The organism is Paenibacillus sp. cl141a (genome assembly GCF_900109305.1).
GTDB classification, from domain to species: Bacteria; Bacillota; Bacilli; order Paenibacillales; family Paenibacillaceae; genus Paenibacillus_AQ; species Paenibacillus_AQ lautus_A.
This window is the reverse complement of record NZ_FNZO01000003.1, coordinates 381,927-405,808: the sequence shown is the minus strand read 5'-3', so window position 1 is coordinate 405,808 and position 23,882 is coordinate 381,927. Positions and strand designations below refer to the sequence as shown.

The window sequence follows — 23,882 nt, the reverse complement described above, 5'->3', positions numbered from 1 at the left end:
TGGGTAACGCTCTCTACTTAAACGTGAACTCCCGGATTGAAACAGATCGTCTCCTAAAATTTTCCTACAATTTCTAGCGGCTCCGGCCGCCACGTCGTCCACCGCTTTGGCCTCTGGCAGCGCGGCCTTCGGAGGATCGGGTTCCGCCTTGTCCGCCGCGGCCTACGAGATTCCCCCGCCCCTCGGTTCTGGACGGTCCGCGGCTGCTGCCTCGTGTTCCGGCTTGCTGCCCACGGCCCTCGCTTGCACGACCACCTTCACGCGCGCCGCTGCCTCGGCCTCCGGCCGCCGATGGTCCGCGGCCCTCTCCGGTACGGCCTCCTGTCGGGCCCGAATCGCGGTCATCCCTGCGCGATGATCCTGCCCTTCCTCTACCCTGCTCGTTACCGCGGCTACGCCCGGAACCCGTGCCCCGTTCGGCACGGCTTCTGCCTTGACCACGTTCATTATCGGATTCAAGTGACGAGACATTTCTTGCTTTTTTCGAGCGGCCCGTATCCCTGCCCGAGCCGCCGGAGCTTTCCCTAAGGCTTCCTGCAGCAGAATCATAGCGTACTCGCTTCAACCGCTGGGAGATTCCTTCTTCGATGCGCTGCAGATCATTAAGGTCTTTCCCGGCCGCAAACGTGATGGCCATACCGCTCCCCCCCGCCCGACCGGTCCGGCCGATACGATGGATGTAACTTTCAACATCATGGGGCATATCGTAGTTAAATACATGGGTAACGCCTTCGACGTCCAGCCCCCTCGCGGCAACATCCGTTGCAACGAGCAGCTGCAGCTTGGCTTCGCGGAATCGCTTCATGACCGCTTCCCGCTTCGCCTGGGACAGATCCCCGTGCAGCTCGTCCGATTGATAGCCATGGGCGAGCAGCGCCTCGTTCAACGTGGTGGCTCTGCGCTTCGTCCGGCAGAAGATGATCGCGAGGAATGGATTATGCTCTTCGATCATTGCACGCAAGGCATCCTGTTTGGAACGGTCCGTACATTCGACCACCACCTGCTGGATCTGCTCCAGCGGGATCGGGGAGGCCCCTTTAATCACGATATCGACAGGTTGATTCATATAATTGCCGGCAAGCTGCTTCACGCCGGCAGGCATCGTCGCCGAGAAGAGCATCGTTTGACGTCGATACGGAAGCGCATGGATCAGCGCCTCCACCTCATCCAGAAAGCCCATATGCAGCATCTGGTCGGCTTCGTCCAGCACCAGCTGCTTCACGCCGCCAAGCTCTAACGTGCCCCGTCGCAAATGGTCCAGCAGCCGGCCCGGCGTGCCGATGATCAATTGGCGTCCGCCTTCAAGCTTGCGGAGCTGTTTCTCCACGTCCTGCCCGCCATAGACTGCCAGAATTTTGATGCCCTCCGGCTCTCCTGCCGTCAGCTTCTTGGCTTCTTCCGTAATTTGCAATGCCAATTCCCGTGTCGGCGCAACGATGAGCGCCTGCGGGTACGCCCGCTTGGGATCGATATGCTGCAGAATCGGCAGCATGAAAGCCAGCGTCTTGCCTGTGCCGGTCTTCGCCCGGGCAATGACGTCCTTTCCCTGCAGCAGCAGCGGAATGCTCTCTTGCTGTACCGGAGTCGGTTCCGTAATTCCCTGCTCCTTCAATTTCCGTACTCTTTGTTCGTCAATGCCCAGCTGTTGAAAGTTCGGCAAACGTTCCACCTCATTTAATTTATTTAGCATCTTATAATTTAATTAGCATCCCATGGTCTCAATCCATTCGATTCAGCAATCAAAACCAACATATTTTCATACATAAATCCCAACTAAAGGCCGATAACATTCGTTCTTAGAAGAACAGGGCGCTTCCCTTATGTGTCCAGTGAATGAAAATATGGATTGAATCCATTTACTATTTTCGCCAGAAAACTGACAAACGACCCTGACTTTGGTAATGTCAATGATATAGAAATCCAGTATACGCCAGCGAGGAGGTGTCCCCGATATGCATATTCTACAGCTCATCCTGACAGCCTTGATCTTGATGATCCTATTCGGCCTTATCAATCTAATGATGAATTATATTTCAAGACGCGACGGGGAGCCCATCGTTCCCTTCCGGAAGAAGCTGTGGCTCATTCCGCTGTTGTCGGCCTTTATCATTATGCCGTTGGAGCTCTTTTCCATGCTGTATGCCCAGTGGTTCCCCATGCCCGATCCTTCAGGAACAGGCGAAACGCTTGCCTACGACGGCCAAGGCGTGCTGCTTGGCTTCTCGCTTTTGGTCCTGATCGGGTTCCTGATCTTCGAAGGTCTCATACATCCACTGGTCATCGCCTTGCTGCGGCTTCTGCTTCGCAAGGATACCTCCATCTATATGAAACAGGCAGTGACGGTCGTGACCGATACCCTGCTGTTGTACATAGCCTCTCTGATCGTGCCCGCCATTCCCGTGGAGGGCTGGCTGCAATCGTTGGTCATCGCCGTATTTTTCCATCTCATAGAGTGGATCCTGATCGGTGTTCAGGCCTGGATGCAGCAGCGCAAACGGACAAGAGCCGAATCGGCAGGCTAGAACCTGCCGGATTTGAATATGGCGTACAGCAGCCACGCCACCATCAGCAGGGCTACGATGAATCCGACTTCAATCACCGGGAAGCTCCATATCATCATCGGCTCCCGGCTGAGCGACGATCCGATAATCAGCCCTACCATGATGATGCTGAAAGCCAGAAGCACGATGCTGAAGGACAGCCGGTTACTGATCTGATCCAACTTGCGCATCAGCATTTTCAGTTCCGGAACGCTGATCTCCACCCGCAGTTTTCCTTTGCTGATCAGGGCCGACAGCTGCCGGGCTTGACCGGGCAGATCGAGCAAACTCTCGGCAAGCCCCGCCACCCCATCCAGCACCTTCCTGCTGATCCGGCGGGTATTGTACCGCTTCTTCAGCAGCTTCCTTCCAAAAGGCTCCGCCATATCGATAATGCTCAGGCTCGGGTCCAGCATCTCGATGACCCCTTCCAGGGTCAGCAATGATTTGCCAAGCAGCGTCATATCCGGAGGCAGCATAATCCGGTGCCGCTGGGCAACGGCAAACAGATCGGTCAATGCCTTGCCGATGCGCACCTGAGCAAAAGGCACGTCATAATACTCTTCCCGCAGACGGTCCATATCCGACCGCAGCGCATCCATGTCGCAATCGTCCGGAATCAAACCCATTCTGGAAATCGCCCGGATCATCCCTTCCGAATTCCGCCTCATCAATGCAATAATGAGTCCTGACAGGTGATCCTTCATATCTTCGCTGAGGTGACCGACCAGCCCGAAATCCAGAAAGACCAGCTTGCCGTCCTCCCTGACGAGCAGGTTCCCCGGATGAGGGTCGGCATGAAAGAAGCCCTCAATAAAAATCTGCTGCAGCATGCCGTCGGTCAGATGCTCGGCGATCGCCTTGAGATCATGCCCCTTGGCCACAATCTCCTGCCTGCGGCTTAAGGTAAGACCCTCGGCATACTCCATCATCAGCACCTTCGATGATGTATAATCCCAATAAATCCGCGGGATATGGACAAATTCCTGCTCCGTCATCCGGGATGCGATCTTCTCCGCATTCCGGGCTTCATGGCTGTAATCCAGCTCCGCCATCATCGCTCTGGCAAACTCGTCGACGATCCGATCCACGCGGTACTGCTTTACCCATTCCCAATGGCGCTCGGCAATCGAAATTAAATCCCGCAGGATTTCCAAGTCGCGGCCGATCATGCGGGCCACGCCCGGACGCTGAACCTTGATCGCTACAAGCTCTCCGGATTTCAGCCTCCCGGCGTGAACCTGCCCGATTGAGGCGGCAGCCAGCGGCTTGTCCTCAAACTCACTCAACACGTCATTGATCGGCATGCCCCATTCTTGTTCAATCAGCTCCCGCGCACTGGCGGAAGGAAACGGAGGCACCCGTTCCTGCAGTTTGACCAATTCCTGGATAATATGGTCTGGCAGCAGGTCCGATCTGGTGCTCGCCAATTGGCCCAGCTTCACAAAGGCAGGCCCCAGATCCTCCAGCACTCGCCGGATGCGTTCCCCAAGCGTAATCGTCTCCGGCTGCTCCTTGGAGTTCCAGCGGACAGGCAGCGACAGAACATGGAACAGTCCCATCTCCTCCACCATATAGCCAAAGCCATGACGCATGAGCGCCATGGCGATTTCCCGGTAACGTCCGGCATGTCGAATTCGGACCGCCATCTATTCCTGCCGCGATCCTTCCAGTTCTACAACCTTCTTCTCCAGAGCGGCAATGCGCTGTTCCAGGCTGGCGACATCGCTCTCTTTGGGAACATCCAGATCGGACAACACGCGCTGCACCTGCTCATAAATATATGACTTGATCTGGGATTGCTCCTCTTCGCCGCGCTCGACGAGGCGGTTCACCAGCGCCTTGGATTCCGCAGGAGCCAGCTCCCCGCGTTTGACCAGATCATCCACGATTTTCTCTACTTTTTCCTTGCTGACCACGGTAAGGCCCAATCCTAACGAGATGGCTTTCTTAAAAAGATCACTCACGATATATCCCTCCCGGTCGTTGTCTGGTTCCATTATAACCTTTAACGCTGGCAAAAACATCTATCCTTGGACTTGCTTTCATAAGTATCGAGAAGCTCCCTTATCAATGTCCCCTGATTTTCCATGAAATATGAGGGCCAATCGGGTGGACGGCGGGAATGCACTTAATGCCACGACAAAAAAGCGAACGCCCGGGTTACATCCCGTGCTGTTCGCTGATACGGCTATCCTACGCAGATGAAGAACGGTTTAATCGTCATCCCGATCGTCATCGTCATGGTCGTCGTATTTCTCGTATTCTGCCTTGATCACTTTGCCGCTGACCGCGTTAACCTCTACCTCGGACAAACCTTTGGCCGTCTTCACTTCGACGTCATACACCCACCGGCCGTCATCGTGGTCCAGATCAACCTCTACGGCTGTCCCGCTCTTGACGTGCTTGACAGCGATCGCGGATGCCTTGCCGGCACCGATCAGATTCCCCGGAATGCTGTCACGGTCATCATCCCGATCTACTATGACGCCAAGGGATTTGCCTGTATAGGCATCAATCCATACATCGACATCCCGGTTGCTCTGCTGAATCTCAACATCGTACACCAGCTTGCCCTTTTTGCGGTCGATGTCAATGCTCTCCACTTTACCGCTGGCAGCCGCGAGTGCCAATTGTTCGGCTTTTTCCATTCCAATGAGCTGTTTCTCCTGCTTGGCTGCTGCCTGGGCTCCTGCCGGCGTTGTCTGTCCTGATCCTGCAGCCTGCACGGCACTATAGCCGTATACTCCACTTGCCGCGATCGCTACGGACAGCGCACCTGCCCACCATGTTCTTTTGTTCATCATCTTACGCCTCCTCAAAACTCTCTGTGTGATCTCTACAAACCCAATATAACGTCACAACATGAGAGCTTTCGGAGAGAAAGATTAGAATACGATGAGAAAATGCGAACAGGCCTCTAATCTATTCATCGTCATCCTCGTCATCCCAAGTCACGGTCATGATCTTGCCGGTAATCGCGTGGACCTGAATGGTGGCTTCGCGCCCGTCTTCCCGCTCGATCTCGACCAGATAATAACGGCTGCTCTTGCTCTCGCGATATTCCACGTCTTCCACCGTTCCCGGTACCTTCTCTAAAGAAAGCTTGATCGCGTACTCTTTGGTGATCATCGTTGCAGGCGGCTCCGCAGTTCCGCTTTCACCATCTGCTGATCCCTTCTCGCCATTCTCAGCAGGCTCCGCAGGAGTCGTGCTTGGATTGTCGTTTGGCTGCTTGGTTTCTCCGGGTTCCGGCTCTGGCTCCGCTTTGGCTTTTTCCAGCTGCTTGATGGACACGATATCGCCTTGACGGGCATCCACCGTCATCTCATACCTTCCGGTATTGGACTCCAGCTCCATCCGGTACATCTCCCCATCCAGCGTTGCCTTTGTAATCTCACCGTCCGGATATTGTTTCAATACTCCGCTTACGGCTTCCTCCTGCGACATCGCCTCCGTCGAACGGGTAAACGGACTCCATACCGCATTCACGATGATCATGACAGCAACCACGATAATGACGCCCAGCAGCACACTCACTTTTTTACGCATTGAATCACCTCGCAACCCATTCGGTCTTTACCGTCAGTATAGCGCAGCATGGTTAGAATTCGATGAGAAAACGGTGGGCTGCTGACGTTTATTTCGATTCTTGGAGCCGAATGGTGGCCGTTGTACCCACGCCGGGCAGGCTGTCCAGCTCCAGATCAGCAGAGATGGCCTCCGCGATATCCTTGGCCAAGGACAATCCAAGGCCGGCTCCCCCGCCCCGGCGGGTACGAGCTTCGTCCACCCGGTAGAAACGGTCGAAGACGTGCTCCAGCTCTTCTTTGGCAATGCCGATTCCGCGGTCGATGACCCGGATATATACCTCCGACGGCTTTCTGCCCACCTGGATGACGATATGTTCGTCACTGTATTTCCGTGCATTATCCAGCAGAATGAACAAGAGCTGCTTGAGCCTGCGGCTGTCCGTCCAGCCCAGAACCTCGCCGCCGGCTTCAACCTCGACCGTGCGGTTATAGGCGTCGCGAAATGCACGGGCGGAAGACTCCGCTAATGCCGCGAGATCCAGCTGCTCCATCTCGACCTGCCATTGGTCCTGATTGCGGGCAAGCAGGAGCAGCTGCTCCGTCATCTCCTTCATCCGGATTGCTTCCGAATGGATCGCATCGACGGACTCCATGAACAGCTCCGGCCGATCCAGACCTCGCCGCTTCAACAAACTGGCGTAACTCTCGATGATGGTGAGCGGTGTTTTTAACTCGTGGGAAGCGTTGGACACGAATTGTTCCTGCCTCGCATGGTTGCTCTCCAGCAGCGTGATCATGTCATTGAACGCAGCTCCCATCTCCACCAGCTCATCCTTGGATGTTTCCTTCAGCTCGATCCGACGGAACCGTCCGCTCTGCCGAATCTCCCGCATCGTACGGATCAAGGCCGTAATCGGCTGCACGATTAAACGCCCCAATATCCGCGTCGAAATGATGACCGGAACCAAAGCAATCGCGGTTACGGCCACCAGCACGATCCGCAGCACCTGCAGCGTCTCCATCGTAGCGGCAAGGCTGCGGGAAATTTGGATGTTGTATACCGCCCCGTCGCTCCAAATGACAGGCAGGGACACCAGCACATAACGCATTCCTTCATATCGGATCTGCTCGACCTGCTTATTGGCGTTATAAGGCAGCTTCAGCTCATCCATATCCTCGCCGGAGGAGGTCACGTAAGGAGACTTCGCCTTGCTGTCAGCCGGGACGAATTGAATCTTTCCGTCAGCCGGGACATAACTTCGCAACAGATCGTCAATGGGAATGGTCGCGGCAGAATGCGCAGTGCTTCTGACGATGCTTCCCGCCTCGGCTTCCGCCTGCTCCAGCTGGCTGTCCACCGTCATTTTGCTGAACACGTAATACACGGATAAGTTCATGACTATCAGGATGGCGGCCATCAGCACCGACGAATAGAGATGGATTTTGCTGCTGAGCTTCATGGGGTCTCTTTCAGCACGTAGCCGACGCCGCGAACGGTGTGGATAAGCTCTTGCGTGCCGCCATGATCGATTTTCTTGCGGACGTAACGTATGTATACATCAACGACGTTGGTATCGCCGTAATAATCATACCCCCACACGGCAGCAAGAATCTGCTCGCGGTTCAGCACCTGCCGCTTGTTCTTCAGCAAATAGACGAGCAAGTCAAATTCACGCGGCGTCAGATCGATCCTTCTGCCGTCGCGAATCACTTCCCGCGTGCCTTCATTCAATTTCAAATCCGCGGCCGTAAGCCACTCCCCAGCCGCTTCCTCTTCCGGATGAGTCTTTCCTTGAAGCCGTAGTGCGGCACGAATCCGGGCCAGCAGCTCTTCGATCTGAAACGGCTTCGTAATATAATCATTGGCTCCAAGATCCAGCCCCGATACCTTATCTTCAACGGAGCTCTTCGCCGTAAGCAGCAGCACGGCCGTATGGGAATCATGGGCACGAATCCGCCGCAGCAGTTCAATCCCGCTCATACCCGGAAGCATGACATCCAGCAGAATGAGATCCACCTCCTGGCTGCGGTATGCCTCTAGCGCATCCAGCCCGTTATCCGCCTTGGTGACCTGGTATCCTTCACTCTCCAGCTCGATTTCAAGCAAACGGGAGATTTTCGCTTCATCCTCAACAATTAGTATCTTGCCGCTCACGCGCGTCCCTCCTGCCCGATCATTTCGAAATGCCTTAACCCGGAACGCGCGCCGCCCACTTGGCCGCTTGCGTAATCATTAAACGCAGCTGAGGCTGGAGAAAGGACGGCTCATGATGGCCCGGCATCAAGAAGACCACGCGTCCAATGCCATACGTATGGCACCAAGCGGCAGGCCACTGCTTGCCTTCGTACTCATAATGCAGCAGCACGGTTTTTTCCGTGAACGGACTGAATACGAACCGGTAAGGCTCCTCGTCCAGCACAAACGGCTCAACGCCCTCCGTAATATCGTGATCGGTCTCCCCCGGAACGAAATACAGCTTCTCCATCGGCGGGTGCCCGTCAAAACGGGCGCCAATCAGCTGCGCCAGCTCATAACGGTTTGCCAAGGTAACGCCATTATGAATCACGACCAAGCCGCCGCCTCCGCTTACGTAGGACAGCAGGCCTGCGGTCTGCCGCGGCGAAACCCGCTCGTCCCACAAGTCGCTATAGGCGATGCACAGCTCGTAAGGGTAGAGATTGCTTTCATGAAGCATTTTATGGTTTTCCGTGCACTGCACGGTGAACATGTCGTTCAGCAGATGCGTGATCTGTTTATCAATGCCTTGCAGCGGATGAAACTTCGGGTGCGTGTAGCTGCCGAGCAGCAATGCTTTTCTCTTATCCATCGGTCATCCTCCTATTTACTACTCAATATTTCACATGAACCTGGGGAACATGCATCGACGAGCTGGAATGGATCGAAATCCTTAGCTTCGTTACGTTATATCATGACATTATTCTTGATTTTGAGCAAAATAACGGCCAAGCGTCACCATCATGCTGCCCATTCGTTCTTCCTCGGGAACCACCATGCGTTCAATGCCTTCCTCCCGGAGCCCCTGAGCCGTCACCCTGCCGACAGCCGCCGCCACGACCGGTCCGCGGAACGCCTCCAGCACGGCTTCCAGCTTGCCATGGGCACGAGCATAATCCGCAAGAAAACGAAACTGTGGCGCACTTGTAAAAGCAACCGCATGAACCTTGCCGCCAACGATTTCGTCAACGAGCAGGGAAATATCCTCCTCCAGCGGCGGTATATGCTGATACGGCAGGATCTGCTGCACCTCTGCTCCCCGTTGCTGAAGCCAATCGACCAGCTTAGGCGCAGACTCGCCATGCAGCTGCAAAATGACGCGTTGACCCGACAAGTCATGCGGCGCTAGCGACCGGATCAGTCCGGACGTGCTGCCGTCATCGTCTCTGACCACCGGTGCCAAACCGCGTTTTTTCAGAGCATTCGCGGTCTTGTACCCTCTTGCCGCAATCGAGGTGCGCTCCAGCGTTTCATTCAATGTATCCAACAGGCCCATCTGCTCGGCCGTATCGTAAATGGCCTCCAGGCCGATTCCCGTCGTAAAGATCGCCCACGGCGCAGGCGCCTCGAGCCAAGCTTCGATGGAACGCCGGAGCACTTCATCATCCAAAAATACCGTCCCCTGCGCCGGGCGAAGCACCGCCGTGCCTCCCATCTTCTCCACCAGCTTGGCCATGTCCGCCGCTTTGCGCGGGCCTGCCAAGGCTACAACCCGATCTTTCATATGCTGTGCCATGATATATGCCTCACTCTCTTAAATTCTAGCTCGTGCAGCCTTCATGCTGTATAGCTTCTAGCAGTTGACTCCAGTATAAAGGCCATGATCCCATAGATAAAGCCACTAAGGTCTTATTCTTCCAAAAAACCCCCTTTCCTGCCGCATGCAAAAAAGCAGCAAAGGAATAGGCGTTCCTCTGCTGCTCAGCTTAAATATTTCAGTGGATGATACACCGCCTTGGATTCTCTTAAATCCTAAAGCGTTTGACCATCTCCTGCAGTTCTTCCGCCAACCGGCTTAAATCTGCCGCGGACGCCGTTACCTCTTCCATGGAAGCATGCTGTTCCTGGGAGGCTGCCGATATGGTCTGCGTTTGGCTGATCTCTAAAGAAAAAAGAGGCACCCATTTATGCGGGTACCTCTTTTGGCCGGCGACCGCCGTCTATATAAAGGCCTTCCATCCTGCACAGCGGAAACAGGATGGCGGGCTCTTATATGCTTAGTCGTGTTACTTCGGCTGACCGGCCGGGATGAATCCGCTCAGGTCCACGCCAAGCCCTGCGGCAAGTCTTGCGCCATATTCGGCGTCTGCACGGTAAAAATTGCATACGGCACGGAGCTGGATGTCGGATTTGACCTGGGTCAGGTCATCAACCAGATTGCGAAGCAGATGATCCTTCTGCTGCTCCGTAAACGAACGGTACAATTCGCCGGCTTGGGTGAAGTCATCCGTTTTCTCGATGCGCTGGCGAACGACATGACCGCTCAGCGGAGCTTCGCTCTCATTCACGGACGGATCTTCCACAGGGCCCGTTGTATAGCTGTTCGGTTCATAGTTCACCGGCGATGGATCTTGATTCACGTTCATCAAGCCGTCGCGTTGATGATTGCGCACAGGGGCATACGGGCAGTTGATCGGGATCTGCAAATAATTTGCGCCCAGACGATGACGCTGCGTATCCGGGTAAGAGAATAACCGGCCCTGAAGCAATTTATCCTCGGACGGCTCAATGCCAGGCACCAATGCGCTTGGGGAGAAAGCCGCCTGCTCCACCTCGGCGAAGAAATTCTGCGGGTTACGGTTCAGGGTCATCGTACCCACGGTTATGAACGGGAAGCGATCCTCCGGCCAAGTCTTGGTCGGGTCCAGGGGATCAAAGGACAAATCATCCATTGCTTCCGGAGACATCAGCTGCACCTGCAGGCGCCATTTCGGGAAATTCCCGTTAGCGATGTGTTCGCGAAGATCACGGGTGGCATGATTGAAGTCTTTGCCCTGCACCGCTCCCACTTCGTCTGCATTCAGCGTGTTGATGCCTTGCACGGATTCCCATTTGTATTTAATGTAGGTCACTTTGCCTTCGCTGTTCACCCACTTGAACGCATGGACGCTGAAGCCGTCCAACTCGCGATAGTTCGCCGGCGTGCCATGATCCGAGAACAGCCAGGTCATCATATGGGTGGATTCCGGGGACAGCGTCATGAAATCCCAATACCGGCCGGGCTCTTGAATGTTGCTCTCCGGCGAAGGCTTCAAGGAATGCACCATATCGGGGAATTTGATGGCGTCCCGAATGAAGAAGACCGGGAGATGATTGCCTACAATGTCATAGTTCCCTTCTTCCGTATAGAACTTCACGGCGAATCCGCGCGGATCGCGTGCCGTTTCGGGCGACCCGGTTCCATGGATGACCGTGGAGAACCGGACGAACACGGGGGTTTCCTGACCGATTTCCTGCAGGAATGCCGCTTTGGTATACGGCTTCATGTCATGCTCGACCACAAATACGCCGTGGGCACCTGCTCCGCGTGCATGAACGACGCGTTCCGGAATCCGTTCACGGTCGAAGTGGGCGATTTTCTCGATCAGATGATAATCCTCAAGCAGTGTCGGTCCGCGGCGGCCCGCCGTTTTGGAATTTTGGTTATCTCCTACGGGAGCACCTTGGTTGGTTGTCAATCTATCCATCTATGAACCCTCCATCATTTCTATAATTGATTTTAGACTGAATCTAAATTTATGAAATGATTGTATCATCGGAGGTTCCCTCGGATCATGATTGTCGCGTGAGCATTATGTGACCCTTCCATGAGCCTTATATGAAGTTCGGATGAATCATTGCTACAATCGCGTATGAACAAAAAAAGGGAGGGGATTAATCCGCCAGGCGGTATCCCACTCCTCTAACCGTTGCGATATAGCGCGGGGCACCCGCGTTGTCGTTCAGCTTTTTGCGCAAGCTTTTGATGTGGACATCCACCACGTTGCTGCCGCCCATAAAATCGGTATCCCAAATTTTGCACATCAGGTCCTCACGCGTGCATACGGCCCCTTCGCTGTCCAGCAGCAGCATCAGCAAATGATACTCCGTCTTGGTCAAGTGAATTGGGGTGCTGCCCCGGTGGATGGTCATTTTATCACGGTCGATCGATAAATCTTTATAGATCATGCCCCGCATGACCTCTTCTCCACCCGACAAACCCGCTGCCGAGGAGAATAATCGGATCGTCCGCTGCACCTGATACATCATCGTATCTTTGGAACGGGCCGGCCATACCATCAGCTCTTCATCCAACAGGCTTGATCCTGCATTGCTCAGGAGCTCCTCGCCTACAAGATACAAGATCGGAATCGTGGTATGTTCCGGCAGCAGAAGCTCCTTCTCCTTGTTGAACGCCGCCATATTCCGGCAGCCCGTCATGTCGGCGATAATCAGTCCCGTGTTCAGGGCAGACTGCAGTCGAGGTTCCCATTTACGGAACATCATGACCTCGAAGCAGTTCTCCGTCAAGGTTATGAACATTTCGTTCACTCGGCCCGGAGAACGGCTGATCAATGCGGCCCGAAGCGTGGTGGGACAAGCATCTCCAATCGCCATCGGCGTCGTGGGATGCACATACAGATTACCGGATTGGAAATCCGGAAACGCATAGACTTTCCCGAGCTCCGTCATTTCTTCCGTTTGATTTGACATTCTGGACACACCCCCCCGAATACGACGTGAGCATGATGGATAACGTAGTTGGTTTCACCGGCTACCGTAGCAGCCCAATCCTCTGGCACCTCCGTCATGACCTCGTCCACTTTGCCGCAGACTTCACAAATAATATGCTGGTGCTCGTCGGTACGGGCATCGTATCGACTCGCGCTCTCGCCCAGCTTCAATTCCCGGATCAGCTGTTTATCCGTCAAATAACGCAGAGAATTATAAACGGTCCCGTACGCGAGATTATATCCTTTCTCCACCAGCCGGTTCATGATATCCGCAGCAGTCGGATGATCATGCGATTCCCGAAGGACATCGTACACCGCTTGGCGTTGCGTCGTCAGATTTAAAGATTTCAAGGTATTCACCCTTTTAATTTATTTTTAGATCAAGTATAAATCCTATTCGCCTCAAGGTCAACATCCCGCACCAAAAACGCTGCTGGTAATCTTTAAGATTTCTTTAGATTCAATTAAAAATTACTTTAGTTTGTCTGGCTAGACTTAGAACATACATAAATGAGACATATAACCAGTCAAAGGAGACGATAGAGCGTCATGGAATCCATAACCAAGCATCCCCGCAAAACATCTCCAGCCCCTGAAACATCCCGGCAGCAAGCCGGCACGCTTCGGCATCAACGTGCGAACCGCCGCAAGGGACGGGCGAAATTAAGCCTGTTGCTGCTGCTGTTCGGCGTCATTCTGATAGCCGTGTTCATAGCGAGGGTATTTATCCCCCCTCCCATCAAAGCGAGCTCGGCCATCCTGATTCATGCGGATACGGGCCGCGTGCTCTACGCGATGCATGCCGATCTCCCCCTTCCTCCCGCAAGCATGTCCAAGATGATGACCGAGCTGCTGGTGCTGGATGCGGTTCGTTCCGGGCAGCATGCCTGGGACGAGAACGTACCGGTCAGCCGATATGCCGCAGAGGTACCCGGTTCGGCCATCGGCATGCATGAAGGCGAACGTTACACGCTGAAGCAGCTGTTCGAAGCACTCATCATCCATTCGGCCAATGATGCGGCCGTTGCTATTGCGGAGCACCTCGGCGGGTCGGAGGCCCGATTCGTGGAGACCATGAATGTCCGGGCGAAGGAAATCGGCCTCTCTGACCGCACCGTATTCGCCAATGCTTCCGGTTTGCCTGCGGCCGACCTGGTTCCTTTTGCCGAGGCGGCCTCCGAAGAGGACACCGTCATGACGGCCCGGGACTCGGCCATGCTCGCCAGATGGCTGGTGAACAAACACCCGGAAATGCTTGAGGTAACCAGCCAGCGGGATTTGCCCGTCCCGCAGAAGGAACTCTCCCTGCACACCACGAATCTCATGCTGCCCGGCGAGCCGCATGCTTACCAAGGCAATGACGGCTTTAAGACCGGGTATACAGCCTCGGCCGGTTATTGCTTCACAGGAACCGCATCACGGGGCGGGAACCGGCTGATTTCCGTCGTGATGGGAACCGGGGACGCCGATCAGCGGTTTACGGAAACCCGGAAGCTGATGGATTACGGATTCGATCGCCAAGGCATTCTTTCGAATCTCGTATCCGGCCTTTTTAAATAGCTATTGTGCAGGTACTCCCTATTTTTTGAAGGCAAAGCTGCACTTTATGCGGTTGATTTAGGGTACACTGTTCCTAAAGGAATCATAGTTTTCATGGGAGATGTACGGGAGGATATCAATGAGAAGCGTATTAATCGTAGATGACGATAAAGAAATATCCGGGCTGATCTCCATTTATCTGGAGAATGAAGGATACCGCGTAATCCAAGCCCACGACGGGGAAGAAGCCCTGCAGGCCATGACCTCGAACAACGGAATGATAGATCTCGTGATTCTGGACGTCATGATGCCCAAGCTGAACGGGATCGACACCTGCCGCAGAATCCGGGAAACCTCGTCCATTCCCATTCTGATGCTGAGCGCGAAGAGCGAGGATATGGATAAAATACTGGGGCTCATGACAGGCGCGGATGATTATATGATTAAACCGTTCAATCCGCTGGAACTGACGACACGAGTCAAAACACTGCTGCGGCGCTCCACCCAGTACAACGTGGACCTTCACCAGGGGGACAGCGACCGGATCCGGATCGACGGGCTCGACATTAACCGGACAACGCATGAGGTAACGGCCAATGGCCATGCCATCTCCCTGACGGCCAGGGAATTCGAGATTTTGTACTTGCTTGCCCGTCAACCGGGGAGAATCTTTAGCGCCGAGGATATCTTCCAGCAGGTCTGGAAGGAAAAATATTACGTCTCCAACAATACGGTCATGGTTCATATCAGCAACCTGAGGGACAAGCTCGAGAAGGAACTCGGTTATAAACTCATCCAAACGGTATGGGGCGTCGGGTACAAAATCCATGCGTAAGCTGCAGTGGAAGATTATCACGCTGTTCTTCGCCAGCGGTGCCTTGACCTTGTCCATATTGTTCATCGCACAGCAGATCATGCGATTGATCGGCCGGGAGTATTGGAAGGAGCCCTGGGTGGATACCCTTTTCAGAGTGGAACGTACGCTGTCGAGTTTCTTCGGCTTTCCGGTCGTCCCGACGATCATCGGCATCGTGCTGTTTATCTGCATGGTGCTTCTCTTAAGTCAAGGCACCATTCGCCAAATCAATCAATTGATGCAGGGGACGCAGCGTTTGGCGAAGGGCGAGTTGGACCAGGCGATCATCGTAAGCTCGAACGACGAGCTGGGCCAGATGGCCGTGCAAATCAATCAAATGGCCCAGCAGCTCAAGCTGTCGCTGGCAGAAGAGCGGATGGCGGTCCAGTCCAAAAACGAGCTTATCAGCAACGTATCGCATGATCTGCGCACCCCGCTCACCTCCATCATCGGGTACTTGCGGCTGGTCAACGAAGACCATTACAAGGATGAGGTCGAACTCCGCTATTACACTGATATCGCCTACGATAAATCGCTGCGTCTGGGCGGGCTCGTGAACGATTTGTTTGAGTACACCCGGATGGGGTATTCCCCGATTAACCGTGTGGACATCAATTTGGTTGAGCTGCTTGCCCAATTGGCCGTGGACTTTTCATTGACCGGGCAGCATGAATCAGTACAGGTCGTGTTTACGCCTGCCGCGGAGAAAATCATGATCTCATCGGACGGGGATAAGCTGATGCGCACCTTCGAGAATCTGCTGTCCAATGCGGTAAGGCACGGACGGGAGGCCGGGCGTGTGGATTTAAAAGTATCGCAGGATCCCAAGTTTGCCATCGTGCAGGTGATCAACTACGGTCCTCCGATTCCCCAGCATGCCATTCCCCACTTGTTCGAGCGGTTTTACCGGGCAGATGAATCGCGGACCGATCAAACCGGCGGCTCGGGGCTTGGCCTGGCCATCGTAAAAACCATCGTCGATGCCCATCATGGCACGATCCAGGTGACCAGTACGACAGAGTTGACGATGTTCGAGGTTCGCCTGCCATTGCAGGTCCCAGAAAATTAACAAACATTACGTTTGTCATTCGACATACAATTCCATTTTCCGATAAAATAGGGGGGAATGTCTTCATCGCTCTGTCGTTCTTACCGCAGGGTACGTGAAAGGAATGATCCCCTATGACTAATATCCTATTTACCAATTTTTGTATATTTGTAACCTTCTTATACTTATCCGGACTGCTGTCCCAAAAATATGTCGCAGGTGTCGTGGCGCCATCCTTCACCGTCAAGATCAACGCCGGACTGCTCTTTGGCATCTATGGGATCATTTTGATGTACTACTCGTTCCCCATCGACCCGCGGTTTTTTGCCGATTTGCGGCATCTGGCCATTATGGTGATCGCCACCTACCTGGGATGGCTTCCGTCCTTGATTGCCGGCATGCTGATTGCACTCGGACGGTTGATCCTGTTCGGCATGTCCGCCTCCTCGGCCATTGCAGGTGCCGGTATGCTGCTGATCAGCGTCGTCTGCGGAATCCTTTCCCGTACCTGTTGGAATCGTCTGAACAAAATGCTGATGATGAGCGTATCCAGCATGTTGATCATCTTGTTCATTATGTGGATGAACATCCCGAACCACCAAAAGGTGTTTACCGTCTTCACGCAGCAGCTCGTCATATCGGTGCTGGCCACGGTGGTCATCTACATGCTGACCGAATATATCAGCACCTCGAATAAACTGTTCCTGCAGATGAAGAAGAACGCGGAAACGGATTACCTGACCAGCCTGCACAATTTGCGCCAGTTCGAGCAGCTGTTGTCGGAACGCTTCCTCGAAGCCCAGCATTTCAGCGAGCGGCTGGGTGTCCTGGTCGTGGACATCGATCATTTCAAACAAATAAACGACACCTACGGCCATGCGGCCGGAGATGTCGTTTTGCAGCAGCTAAGCAAAGTGCTGAGGGATCATTCCCGTTCTTTTGATGAGGTATCCCGCAACGGCGGGGAGGAATTCTCGGTGCTGGTCCCGGAAGCCACCATCGACGAGACGGCCGCGATCGCGGAACGAATCCGAGCCGCGGTAGAGGACCACGTCTTCACCCTCGAAGACGGAGCCAAGCTTCGAATCACCGTGTCCATCGGCGCTGCCGTGCATCCCGATACGATCCGGTCCAAAAATGCCAAGGAGCTGCTCCAGCAAGCGGACCGCGAGCTGTACCGCGCCAAGGAAAGCGGGCGCAACCGCGTATGCTCCGCACCCGAAATCAACGACCTGATTCTCTCCTAATTCGGATCCGCCTTCAGGATGTCCTCGATGACAGCCACCGTATCCGAGGACAATTTCATACCGGAAGCCTTCACGTTCTCTTCCACCTGCTCCGGACGGCTGGCACCCACCAGCGCGCTGGCTACGTTGTTCTGGCGCAGAATCCAGGCCAAAGCCAATTGGCCGACGGTCATGTCCAGCTCGCTTGCGACAAGGCTCAGCGCCTGCACCTTTTGGATGCGATCTTCGTTTATTTTGAGCCGGTCGGCTCCAATCTTCGAAGCGCGACTGTTCTCCGGGACGTCCTGCTTCGAGGCGTACTTGCCGGTCAAAAGCCCTTGAGCGAGCGGCGAGTATACGACCTGTCCAATCCCCTTCTTCTCGCCAAGCGGAATTATCTCCTCCTCGATCTTGCGCTCGAACATGTTGTACAGCGGCTGATTCACCACGATGCGGTCCAGTAAATACCGGTCCGCCACGGCCAAGGCCGCTTCCATCTGGGCCGCCGTCCACATGCTGACGCCGACATAGAGCACCTTGCCTTGGCGGACAAGATCATCCAGCGCGCGAAGCGTCTCCTCAAGCGGCGTTTCCTCATGATATCGATGGCAGTAGTAGATGTCGATGTAATCGGTGCCCAGCCGCTTTAGACTGGCATCGCACTGCTCTTTGATATGCTTGCGGGACAGCCCCTGATCATTCGGTCCGTCTCCCATCTTGCCGAACACCTTTGTGGCCAGCACATAGGATTCTCTCGGAAATGCCCTTAAGGTCTCGCCCACGACGACTTCAGCCGCTCCTTGAGCATAGACGTTCGCCGTATCGAAAAAATTGACGCCGAGTCCATAGGCAGTCTGAATCGACTTGATCGCATTTTCCCGTTCCACGTATCCCCCGTAGGTCAGCCAGCTCCCGAGACTGATATCGCTAACCTTCAGTCCGCTTCCGCCCAGTCTTCTGAATTCCATATGTGAAACCTCCTTCATACAAGATAGATGCTTATCCTTATTGTAACATCTTCCTGTACGATAAACAGATATCCCCCGCCTAGCGTTTGTAGCCGGTAGACTTTATTTTTACCTTAACCGATACATTAAACTTGGCATGCGGATAAATGGCCGCCCATTCCTCCATCTCCGTCCGGTTGTTCCAATGCGTGCCGCCATACCGGAGGCCGAAACCCAGCGGATCCAGTCCTGTTTTTTGAATTTTCTCCAGAACGCTTTTGACCGCTTGGGATAACTCCTTGCCGAATTGCGCTTCGATGTTGTCCAGATCCCTCGGATCCAGCTGCGTGGGATCCTCTTTCTCCTCCAATATCGCCGTGATCCTTATCTTATAATCAATCGTTTCTTCACCCCGTTTATCCGTTACGATCTTGTATCTGGCCCGGGTTCTGTCCGTGTTCACTTCAAGCAATTTGCCGCCAATCTTCGTTCCGAAATTCGTGCTTAAATTCGGGAGGTCCAGCAGATTATACAGCCTGGTTTCATCCGGGGTCAGGATGTACTTCACTTTCTTCTTGTCCATCAAGGCTACTTTATCGATATTCAGAACCTTGTCTTCGGTCGTTTCCACAACGGGCATAACCGGGTCCTCCCCCTCCTCCATCATTCGGCGGCTCAGATCGAAGGAATAGGTCTTCGTGATGAAAGGGGATTCGGTGCCATCCTCGCTGAGTGCCAGAAATATGGCGTTCCCGGCGATCCGCTCCGTAGGGGGGTCCGCTTTCAATACGGCTTCTGCGGTAGGTACGGCAACAGCCGGATACATGAGCAGCTGCATGTCCCGTCTCCGAACGGTCCAGTCCTGGACTTTGCTGATATCTGTCCGTGCGAAAGCCTCGCCGTACATCACACCCTTGCAATGTCCGAAGTCAAGCTCCTTATCCACCTTGGATTTGACCTCCCGGATCGCCTCCGCTATGCTTGTCGATTCCTGCGTAATGAGCAGAGATTTTTTGTCCCCAGTTTTCGGATCGCCCGAAGGAATGGCGATTTTGAAGCTGAAACGGTGCATTTCGGGATTTTTCTCCGAGACATCGATCCCTATGGAAACTACGAATAGCCTAAGATCGATATCCCGAAATTCGCAGCCCGACAGTAACAAAAAAGAGCAGCACATGAGACAGAGCAGCCCTCGTTTCAGGCCATTCATGCTCTCTTCCTCCTTTTCTTCCATACCGCATAGATTAACATGGCAATAAGCAGGAACTCGCCCGCAAACCGGACGTCCAGAAATACGATCGCCATATCGTTCAATATGTATTGATTCACTATTAACGAGGTTCCGTAGGTAATAAGGGAAAAGAGCAACAGGACCCACCATTCGACTTTTCGCTTCTTATCTATCGATTTGCCCTTATCCCCCGTTAAACCGAAGCCTCCCAGGATCAATTCCTTGCCAACATGCCAGTGAATGATGGAATTCACGAGGGAAAGGCACATATAGGCCACATAGAAGACGTAAATCATCCGTTCAACGATGAAATAACGGATCCGGAGTGCGTCTATCGTCGAGAAGGCAGGATACACATGTCCTCCGGCTCCCGCGGCTCCCAATATCCCGATGGGCGCGAACATCGAAACGAGAAGGGTCAGTATGCTGACTACCACGATTGCCCAAATATGGCGAACTCTGAATTGGTGAAAGATCCGGTTGAATACCACCATGTTCACGTATCCCGTAAAAATATAGGTTGCTGCCGCAACCGTCCCGTAATTAGGTATATTCCAGGCATGGGTAATGATCTGCCTCACGGCATCCCAGCTGAAATACGGATTGCTGAAGACGCGCCATGACATATAAGCGATCAGAGGAACGGTGATGTACAAAATCATCTCCAACCCGTAAAGAATCGACTCGGAATCGAGCCTGGCGCTAAGCGCCACAACCACCAGAAATCCCATTAGAACGATATAGGGAGACACGTCCGGACTGACGTAACGGTTGGTAATATCCACGAAGCTGGTCAAGGTAATGACGCTGGAGAAATACCACGCAAGTCCGTATAACACAAGCAGGATGCCGGATATCCCTTTCGGCATCACCGATAGGAAAATCTCCGGCAGCCCTTGTCCCGGAAATTTCTGAATCAGTTTGATGAAGCCAAACATAATCAGGGTCCCGATCGGGATGGATACGAGGATCGACATCATCGCACCGTCAAAGCGATCCGTAATCAAGATGCGGGGGACATAATTAATCAGGTTGATGGTTGCGTTGAGCAGGAAGAGGTAATAAAAATATTTGTTTCTAACCACTTCGCTGGTCCCCTTTCTTGTTCCGATCCACGGCAAACATCTTCAAGTAAGGTTTGCCGAAGGACCGTAGGCTCGTGAGGTACATGATCATGGCCACCACACCCAACACGATGCCAACCAAGCCGAAGAAGGTCGCAAGCACGATGAACAGATACTTCGTAACGCGGATGCCGGAGCTCATCATCGTGATCGGGATGACGAAGTTAGTAATGGCAACCGCGGACACCAGAATGATCATGATGTTGCTGACCAGTCCGGCCTCCGTAGCGGCGGTTCCCAGAATGAGACCCCCGACCGTGGTCGCGGTCTGGCCAATCGCTTTGGGCAGCCGAACGCTGGCCTCCGTCAGAAATTCCATCGCGAGCAGCATAAAGATCACTTCGAAGAAGGACGGGTACGGTACCGTGGCCCGGCTTCCTGCAATGAGAAGCGTAACTTGCATCCTCAATATTTCCGGGTTATACGAAGTGAATGCCACGTATAGACTTGGCATCAGCACGGTTACAAACAAGGCGATATACCGAATGGCCTTGAGAAACCAGCCGATAGGAGGAAGCTGGATTTTATCGTCCATCGCGGTAAAGAAATCATTGAATATGGCCGGCAGCAGAAGGGCATACCCCGTTGAATCCATCAACACGGCGATCTTTCCCTGCGATATATTCAATACAGTCCGGTCTGGGCGCTCGGTCAGCATCAGCGTCGGATACAACCGAAATCGGGGGTGCATCGTGTGTCTCTCGATTTCGGATGCCGACTGCACAATATCCGCTTTGAGCTCGGACAGTCGCTTTTTAAGCTCCTGCAGCACCGTTTCTTCCACTTTGAGCGCATCGTACATAATGATGATCCGGGTCTGCGATATTTTGCCGACGGTCATGAATTCCGTCTTCAAATCGGTGGTTTGGTATCGATGGCGAACCAGGTTCAGGTTCACCTCGATATTCTCCGTAAACGAATCATCGGGTCCCTGAATGACGTTCTCCGTACTGGCTGGTTGGATAAAACTGGCATTAACCAAGACGGCGTCAAAAAGCAGCACGGTGTCCCGTATGAATATGGCAACGCAGCCCCTCAGTATATTGCGGAGCAATTCCTGCTCATCTTTCGGCTCCATGCTCGATGGAAAGGATCGGATGAATTGCTCGTATAAGTCCAAGGAGTTCAGCTCATAAAAGCGGTTAATCAAATTTTCGTTGATCATGACAGGATCGCACATGCTCTTTAAATAGACCAGCAGCGCGTGCTCACCCTCGTTCTTCAGCTCGCGCTGCTCGATATCACCGATGCGGTTAAGCTGCTCCTTCAGGCAGTTCTTGGCTTGGTCCGCGTTCAAATACTGTTCGCTGGTCAAGATACCATCCCCCATCTTCTTATATTTCCGTGAACTCCCGCTTGTTTCCCTAGGTTCTGCACAAATGTCCCAAAATATTTACAATCCTCCAGAAAACTTCAAGAAGCATCTTTCCATCCAAACGGCATAGTTTCTAATCATTCCCATGTGGTAATAATGAAGACAAGAGACTGAGTTTATGGGTGATCCCCATAGTAACCAAGGAGGAATCGTGAATGAACCCATCCAATTCATCGCATCAGGAACTGCCGCAATTTCCGGAGTCGCTGTGGGTAGCAACAACCGAACTGCCTGCCTTTCCCCGCTTGGCCGAAGATATTGAGACGGATGTGGCCATAGTCGGGGCCGGTATAACCGGCATCACGACCGCTTATTTGCTGGCCAAAGCAGGCAAAGATGTCGTGCTGATCGAGGCAGGGCAAATCCTGAACGGGACCACCGGCCATACTACAGCCAAGGTCACGGCCCAGCACGGGCTGATTTATCATGAATTCCTAAATCATTTCGGGGATGAGAAGACAAGGCTCTATTACGAAGGAAATCGGGAAGCGATTGAATTCATTAGGGACATTGTTGGCGGAGACGAGGAAAAGTTTGGGCTAAAGCTGGAGGATGCCTATATTTACGCTCAAACGGATGACAAATACCTCTCCAAGCTGGAGGACGAAATCAAAGCCTACGAGAAGCTCGGCATCCCGGGAGAATGGCAGGAAAGCCTCCCTCTGCCTATGCCCGTCCGCGGAGCGATCAAGATGCCGGGGCAATATCAGTTCCATCCCCTACAATACCTTAAGCATCTGACGGAGCAATTTCTGAAGCTCGGTGGGCGAATCTATGAGAATACGACCATGGATGAAAAAGTCGAAACCGACGGACCCATCACGCTGCTCACCAAGCGGGGCGGCCACCGGATTACTTGCAATCACGCCGTATCCGCGTCTCATTTTCCGTTCTATGACGGGAAAGGGCTGTTCTTCACGCGGCTGCATGTGGAACGTTCCTATGCGGTTGCCGTCAAACCCGAAACCGCTTATCCGGGCGGGATGTTCTTGAGCGTGGATCAGCCGACCCGTTCCCTGCGGTCGGCTACCTATAACGGCGAGGAGTTGGTTATCGTCGGCGGCGAGAACCATCCGACGGGCCGGAGCATCTGCACCCATCAGCATTACGAGAACCTGGAGCTTTTTGCAGGAAATCTGCTGGGCGCCTCCGCCATTCCTTATCGTTGGTCGACCCAGGACCTGATCACGCTGGACAACATGCCTTATATCGGGCCGATCACGTCCAATCAGGACCGGATCTTTGTCGCAACAGGCTTCCGGAAATGGGGGATGACAACGGGAACATTGGCCGCGAAGATCATTTGCGATCAAATACTGGAGAAAGATAATCGTTATGCCGACGTCTTTAACCCGTCCCGCTTCAAGGCAGACCCGAGCATCAAAACATTCGTCGCGCAAAATGCCATGGTTGCAAAGGATTTCGTTGCCGGCAAGTTCGAAATGTCCCACGCCGACATAACCGAGCTGAAGCCAGGCGAAGGCGCCGTCGTCCGTCATAACGGGCAGCGTGCCGGGGCCTATAAGGATGATCAAGGAAACCTCTATCTTGTGGATACCACCTGTACCCATCTCGGCTGCGAGGTGGAATGGAACGAGGGCGAACGCTCATGGGATTGCCCTTGCCACGGATCACGCTTCCGCCATAACGGCGAGGTGCTGGAAGGACCGGCTATTGAGCCGTTGAAGCAATTGGACCCGGAGAGCTAATAATCCCAGCCCACCGCGCCTTAAG

At 53.7% G+C, this 23,882-nt stretch carries 23 protein-coding genes; 6 read left to right on the top strand and 17 right to left on the bottom strand.

The features are described 5' to 3' along the window. Nucleotides 1-73 precede the first annotated feature (73 nt). Nucleotides 74-1,690, bottom strand: coding sequence for a DEAD/DEAH box helicase (locus tag BMX45_RS11795; RefSeq protein ID WP_090909846.1), 1,617 nt, complete (start codon nt 1,688-1,690; stop codon nt 74-76). Nucleotides 1,691-1,952: 262 nt separating this feature from the next. Here BMX45_RS11795 and BMX45_RS11790 point away from each other — a divergent pair, with 262 nt between their 5' ends. Further along, the gene (locus tag BMX45_RS11790; protein WP_090909845.1) at nt 1,953-2,522 is read left to right on the top strand and encodes a hypothetical protein; all 570 of its coding nucleotides are present in this window, start codon (nt 1,953-1,955) and stop codon (nt 2,520-2,522) included. On the opposite strand, the gene BMX45_RS11785 is transcribed toward BMX45_RS11790, so the two are convergent. The 12 genes from BMX45_RS11785 to BMX45_RS11735 all read right to left on the bottom strand — a co-directional run bounded on the left by BMX45_RS11785 (nt 2,519) and on the right by BMX45_RS11735 (nt 13,153). Beyond that, a complete protein-coding gene (locus tag BMX45_RS11785) occupies nt 2,519-4,189 on the bottom strand; it encodes an ABC1 kinase family protein (protein ID WP_090909844.1) in 1,671 nt (556 codons plus the stop codon). The genes BMX45_RS11790 and BMX45_RS11785 overlap by 4 nt on opposite strands. Continuing rightward, nucleotides 4,190-4,507, bottom strand: coding sequence for a phasin family protein (locus tag BMX45_RS11780; RefSeq protein ID WP_009590344.1), 318 nt, complete (start codon nt 4,505-4,507; stop codon nt 4,190-4,192). Nucleotides 4,508-4,756: 249 nt separating this feature from the next. Continuing rightward, entirely contained in the window at nt 4,757-5,344 is a 588-nt protein-coding gene (locus BMX45_RS11775) for a PepSY domain-containing protein (RefSeq protein WP_090909993.1), read from the bottom strand. A gap of 121 nt (nt 5,345-5,465) precedes the next feature. Continuing rightward, nucleotides 5,466-6,092 (bottom strand): PepSY domain-containing protein, encoded by a 627-nt coding sequence (locus tag BMX45_RS11770; RefSeq protein WP_090909843.1) that lies wholly within the window; start codon nt 6,090-6,092, stop codon nt 5,466-5,468. Between the two features lie 88 nt (nt 6,093-6,180). Continuing rightward, nucleotides 6,181-7,533: a sensor histidine kinase gene (locus BMX45_RS11765; RefSeq protein ID WP_090909842.1), complete on the bottom strand. Its 1,353-nt coding sequence runs from the start codon at nt 7,531-7,533 to the stop codon at nt 6,181-6,183. Next, complete coding sequence (locus tag BMX45_RS11760) at nt 7,530-8,228, bottom strand: response regulator transcription factor (RefSeq protein ID WP_090909841.1); 699 nt, start codon at nt 8,226-8,228, stop codon at nt 7,530-7,532. The genes BMX45_RS11765 and BMX45_RS11760 overlap by 4 nt, the downstream gene beginning before the upstream one ends. A 34-nt stretch (nt 8,229-8,262) precedes the next feature. After that, nucleotides 8,263-8,901, bottom strand: coding sequence for a ThuA domain-containing protein (locus BMX45_RS11755; RefSeq protein WP_090909840.1), 639 nt, complete (start codon nt 8,899-8,901; stop codon nt 8,263-8,265). Between the two features lie 108 nt (nt 8,902-9,009). After that, nucleotides 9,010-9,825, bottom strand: coding sequence for a uroporphyrinogen-III synthase (locus BMX45_RS11750; RefSeq protein WP_090909839.1), 816 nt, complete (start codon nt 9,823-9,825; stop codon nt 9,010-9,012). Between the two features lie 229 nt (nt 9,826-10,054). After that, nucleotides 10,055-10,210, bottom strand: a complete 156-nt coding sequence (locus BMX45_RS31285) for a hypothetical protein (RefSeq protein ID WP_175495085.1) — start codon at nt 10,208-10,210, stop codon at nt 10,055-10,057. Between the two features lie 105 nt (nt 10,211-10,315). Continuing rightward, the gene (locus BMX45_RS11745; RefSeq protein ID WP_090909838.1) at nt 10,316-11,776 is read right to left on the bottom strand and encodes a catalase; all 1,461 of its coding nucleotides are present in this window, start codon (nt 11,774-11,776) and stop codon (nt 10,316-10,318) included. 187 nt (nt 11,777-11,963) lie between these two features. Next, nucleotides 11,964-12,782 carry a winged helix-turn-helix domain-containing protein gene (locus BMX45_RS11740; RefSeq protein WP_090909837.1) on the bottom strand — a complete coding sequence of 273 codons (819 nt, stop codon included), beginning with the start codon at nt 12,780-12,782 and terminating at the stop codon, nt 11,964-11,966. Beyond that, complete coding sequence (locus tag BMX45_RS11735) at nt 12,758-13,153, bottom strand: Fur family transcriptional regulator (RefSeq protein ID WP_009590342.1); 396 nt, start codon at nt 13,151-13,153, stop codon at nt 12,758-12,760. The genes BMX45_RS11740 and BMX45_RS11735 overlap by 25 nt, the downstream gene beginning before the upstream one ends. Before the next feature lie 198 nt (nt 13,154-13,351). Between BMX45_RS11735 and BMX45_RS11730 the strand changes: the two genes are divergently transcribed. The 4 genes from BMX45_RS11730 (at nt 13,352) to BMX45_RS11715 (ending at nt 17,492) form a co-directional block, all read left to right on the top strand. Then, entirely contained in the window at nt 13,352-14,362 is a 1,011-nt protein-coding gene (locus BMX45_RS11730; RefSeq protein ID WP_090909836.1) for a D-alanyl-D-alanine carboxypeptidase family protein, read from the top strand. Between the two features lie 118 nt (nt 14,363-14,480). Beyond that, nucleotides 14,481-15,176: a response regulator transcription factor gene (locus BMX45_RS11725; RefSeq protein ID WP_036662019.1), complete on the top strand. Its 696-nt coding sequence runs from the start codon at nt 14,481-14,483 to the stop codon at nt 15,174-15,176. Continuing rightward, nucleotides 15,169-16,266, top strand: a complete 1,098-nt coding sequence (locus BMX45_RS11720) for a sensor histidine kinase (RefSeq protein ID WP_090909835.1) — start codon at nt 15,169-15,171, stop codon at nt 16,264-16,266. Before BMX45_RS11725 ends, BMX45_RS11720 begins: the two co-directional genes overlap by 8 nt. A 113-nt stretch (nt 16,267-16,379) precedes the next feature. Further along, nucleotides 16,380-17,492, top strand: a complete 1,113-nt coding sequence (locus BMX45_RS11715; RefSeq protein WP_090909834.1) for a GGDEF domain-containing protein — start codon at nt 16,380-16,382, stop codon at nt 17,490-17,492. Here BMX45_RS11715 and BMX45_RS11710 read toward each other — a convergent pair. From BMX45_RS11710 to BMX45_RS11695, 4 genes are all read right to left on the bottom strand, one after another. Beyond that, a complete protein-coding gene (locus BMX45_RS11710; RefSeq protein WP_090909833.1) occupies nt 17,489-18,439 on the bottom strand; it encodes an aldo/keto reductase family protein in 951 nt (316 codons plus the stop codon). The genes BMX45_RS11715 and BMX45_RS11710 overlap by 4 nt on opposite strands. Before the next feature lie 79 nt (nt 18,440-18,518). After that, nucleotides 18,519-19,628: a Ger(x)C family spore germination protein gene (locus BMX45_RS11705; protein WP_090909832.1), complete on the bottom strand. Its 1,110-nt coding sequence runs from the start codon at nt 19,626-19,628 to the stop codon at nt 18,519-18,521. Then, nucleotides 19,625-20,734, bottom strand: coding sequence for a GerAB/ArcD/ProY family transporter (locus BMX45_RS11700; protein ID WP_090909831.1), 1,110 nt, complete (start codon nt 20,732-20,734; stop codon nt 19,625-19,627). Before BMX45_RS11700 ends, BMX45_RS11705 begins: the two co-directional genes overlap by 4 nt. Continuing rightward, nucleotides 20,727-22,088, bottom strand: a complete 1,362-nt coding sequence (locus tag BMX45_RS11695) for a spore germination protein (protein WP_090909830.1) — start codon at nt 22,086-22,088, stop codon at nt 20,727-20,729. Before BMX45_RS11695 ends, BMX45_RS11700 begins: the two co-directional genes overlap by 8 nt. A 215-nt stretch (nt 22,089-22,303) precedes the next feature. On the opposite strand from BMX45_RS11695, the gene BMX45_RS11690 reads away from it, so the two are divergent. Continuing rightward, a complete protein-coding gene (locus BMX45_RS11690; protein ID WP_090909829.1) occupies nt 22,304-23,857 on the top strand; it encodes an FAD-dependent oxidoreductase in 1,554 nt (517 codons plus the stop codon). Nucleotides 23,858-23,882 lie beyond the last annotated feature (25 nt).

Excerpts from the sequence above, each read along its gene's own strand:
- BMX45_RS11785 (WP_090909844.1), bottom strand. The coding sequence starts at position 4,189 with ATGGCGGTCCGAATTCGACATGCCGGACGTTACCGGGAAATCGCCATG.
- BMX45_RS11745 (WP_090909838.1), bottom strand. The coding sequence starts at position 11,776 with ATGGATAGATTGACAACCAACCAAGGTGCTCCCGTAGGAGATAACCAA.
- BMX45_RS11705 (WP_090909832.1), bottom strand. The coding sequence starts at position 19,628 with ATGAATGGCCTGAAACGAGGGCTGCTCTGTCTCATGTGCTGCTCTTTT.
- BMX45_RS11755 (WP_090909840.1), bottom strand. The coding sequence starts at position 8,901 with ATGGATAAGAGAAAAGCATTGCTGCTCGGCAGCTACACGCACCCGAAG.
- BMX45_RS11770 (WP_090909843.1), bottom strand. The coding sequence starts at position 6,092 with ATGCGTAAAAAAGTGAGTGTGCTGCTGGGCGTCATTATCGTGGTTGCT.
- BMX45_RS11690 (WP_090909829.1), top strand. The coding sequence starts at position 22,304 with ATGAACCCATCCAATTCATCGCATCAGGAACTGCCGCAATTTCCGGAG.
- BMX45_RS11765 (WP_090909842.1), bottom strand. The coding sequence starts at position 7,533 with ATGAAGCTCAGCAGCAAAATCCATCTCTATTCGTCGGTGCTGATGGCC.
- BMX45_RS11710 (WP_090909833.1), bottom strand. The coding sequence starts at position 18,439 with ATGGAATTCAGAAGACTGGGCGGAAGCGGACTGAAGGTTAGCGATATC.
- BMX45_RS11720 (WP_090909835.1), top strand. The coding sequence starts at position 15,169 with ATGCGTAAGCTGCAGTGGAAGATTATCACGCTGTTCTTCGCCAGCGGT.
- BMX45_RS11775 (WP_090909993.1), bottom strand. The coding sequence starts at position 5,344 with ATGAACAAAAGAACATGGTGGGCAGGTGCGCTGTCCGTAGCGATCGCG.
- BMX45_RS11725 (WP_036662019.1), top strand. The coding sequence starts at position 14,481 with ATGAGAAGCGTATTAATCGTAGATGACGATAAAGAAATATCCGGGCTG.
- BMX45_RS11715 (WP_090909834.1), top strand. The coding sequence starts at position 16,380 with ATGACTAATATCCTATTTACCAATTTTTGTATATTTGTAACCTTCTTA.
- BMX45_RS11730 (WP_090909836.1), top strand. The coding sequence starts at position 13,352 with ATGGAATCCATAACCAAGCATCCCCGCAAAACATCTCCAGCCCCTGAA.
- BMX45_RS11750 (WP_090909839.1), bottom strand. The coding sequence starts at position 9,825 with ATGGCACAGCATATGAAAGATCGGGTTGTAGCCTTGGCAGGCCCGCGC.
- BMX45_RS11790 (WP_090909845.1), top strand. The coding sequence starts at position 1,953 with ATGCATATTCTACAGCTCATCCTGACAGCCTTGATCTTGATGATCCTA.
- BMX45_RS11740 (WP_090909837.1), bottom strand. The coding sequence starts at position 12,782 with ATGTCAAATCAAACGGAAGAAATGACGGAGCTCGGGAAAGTCTATGCG.
- BMX45_RS11795 (WP_090909846.1), bottom strand. The coding sequence starts at position 1,690 with ATGCTAAATAAATTAAATGAGGTGGAACGTTTGCCGAACTTTCAACAG.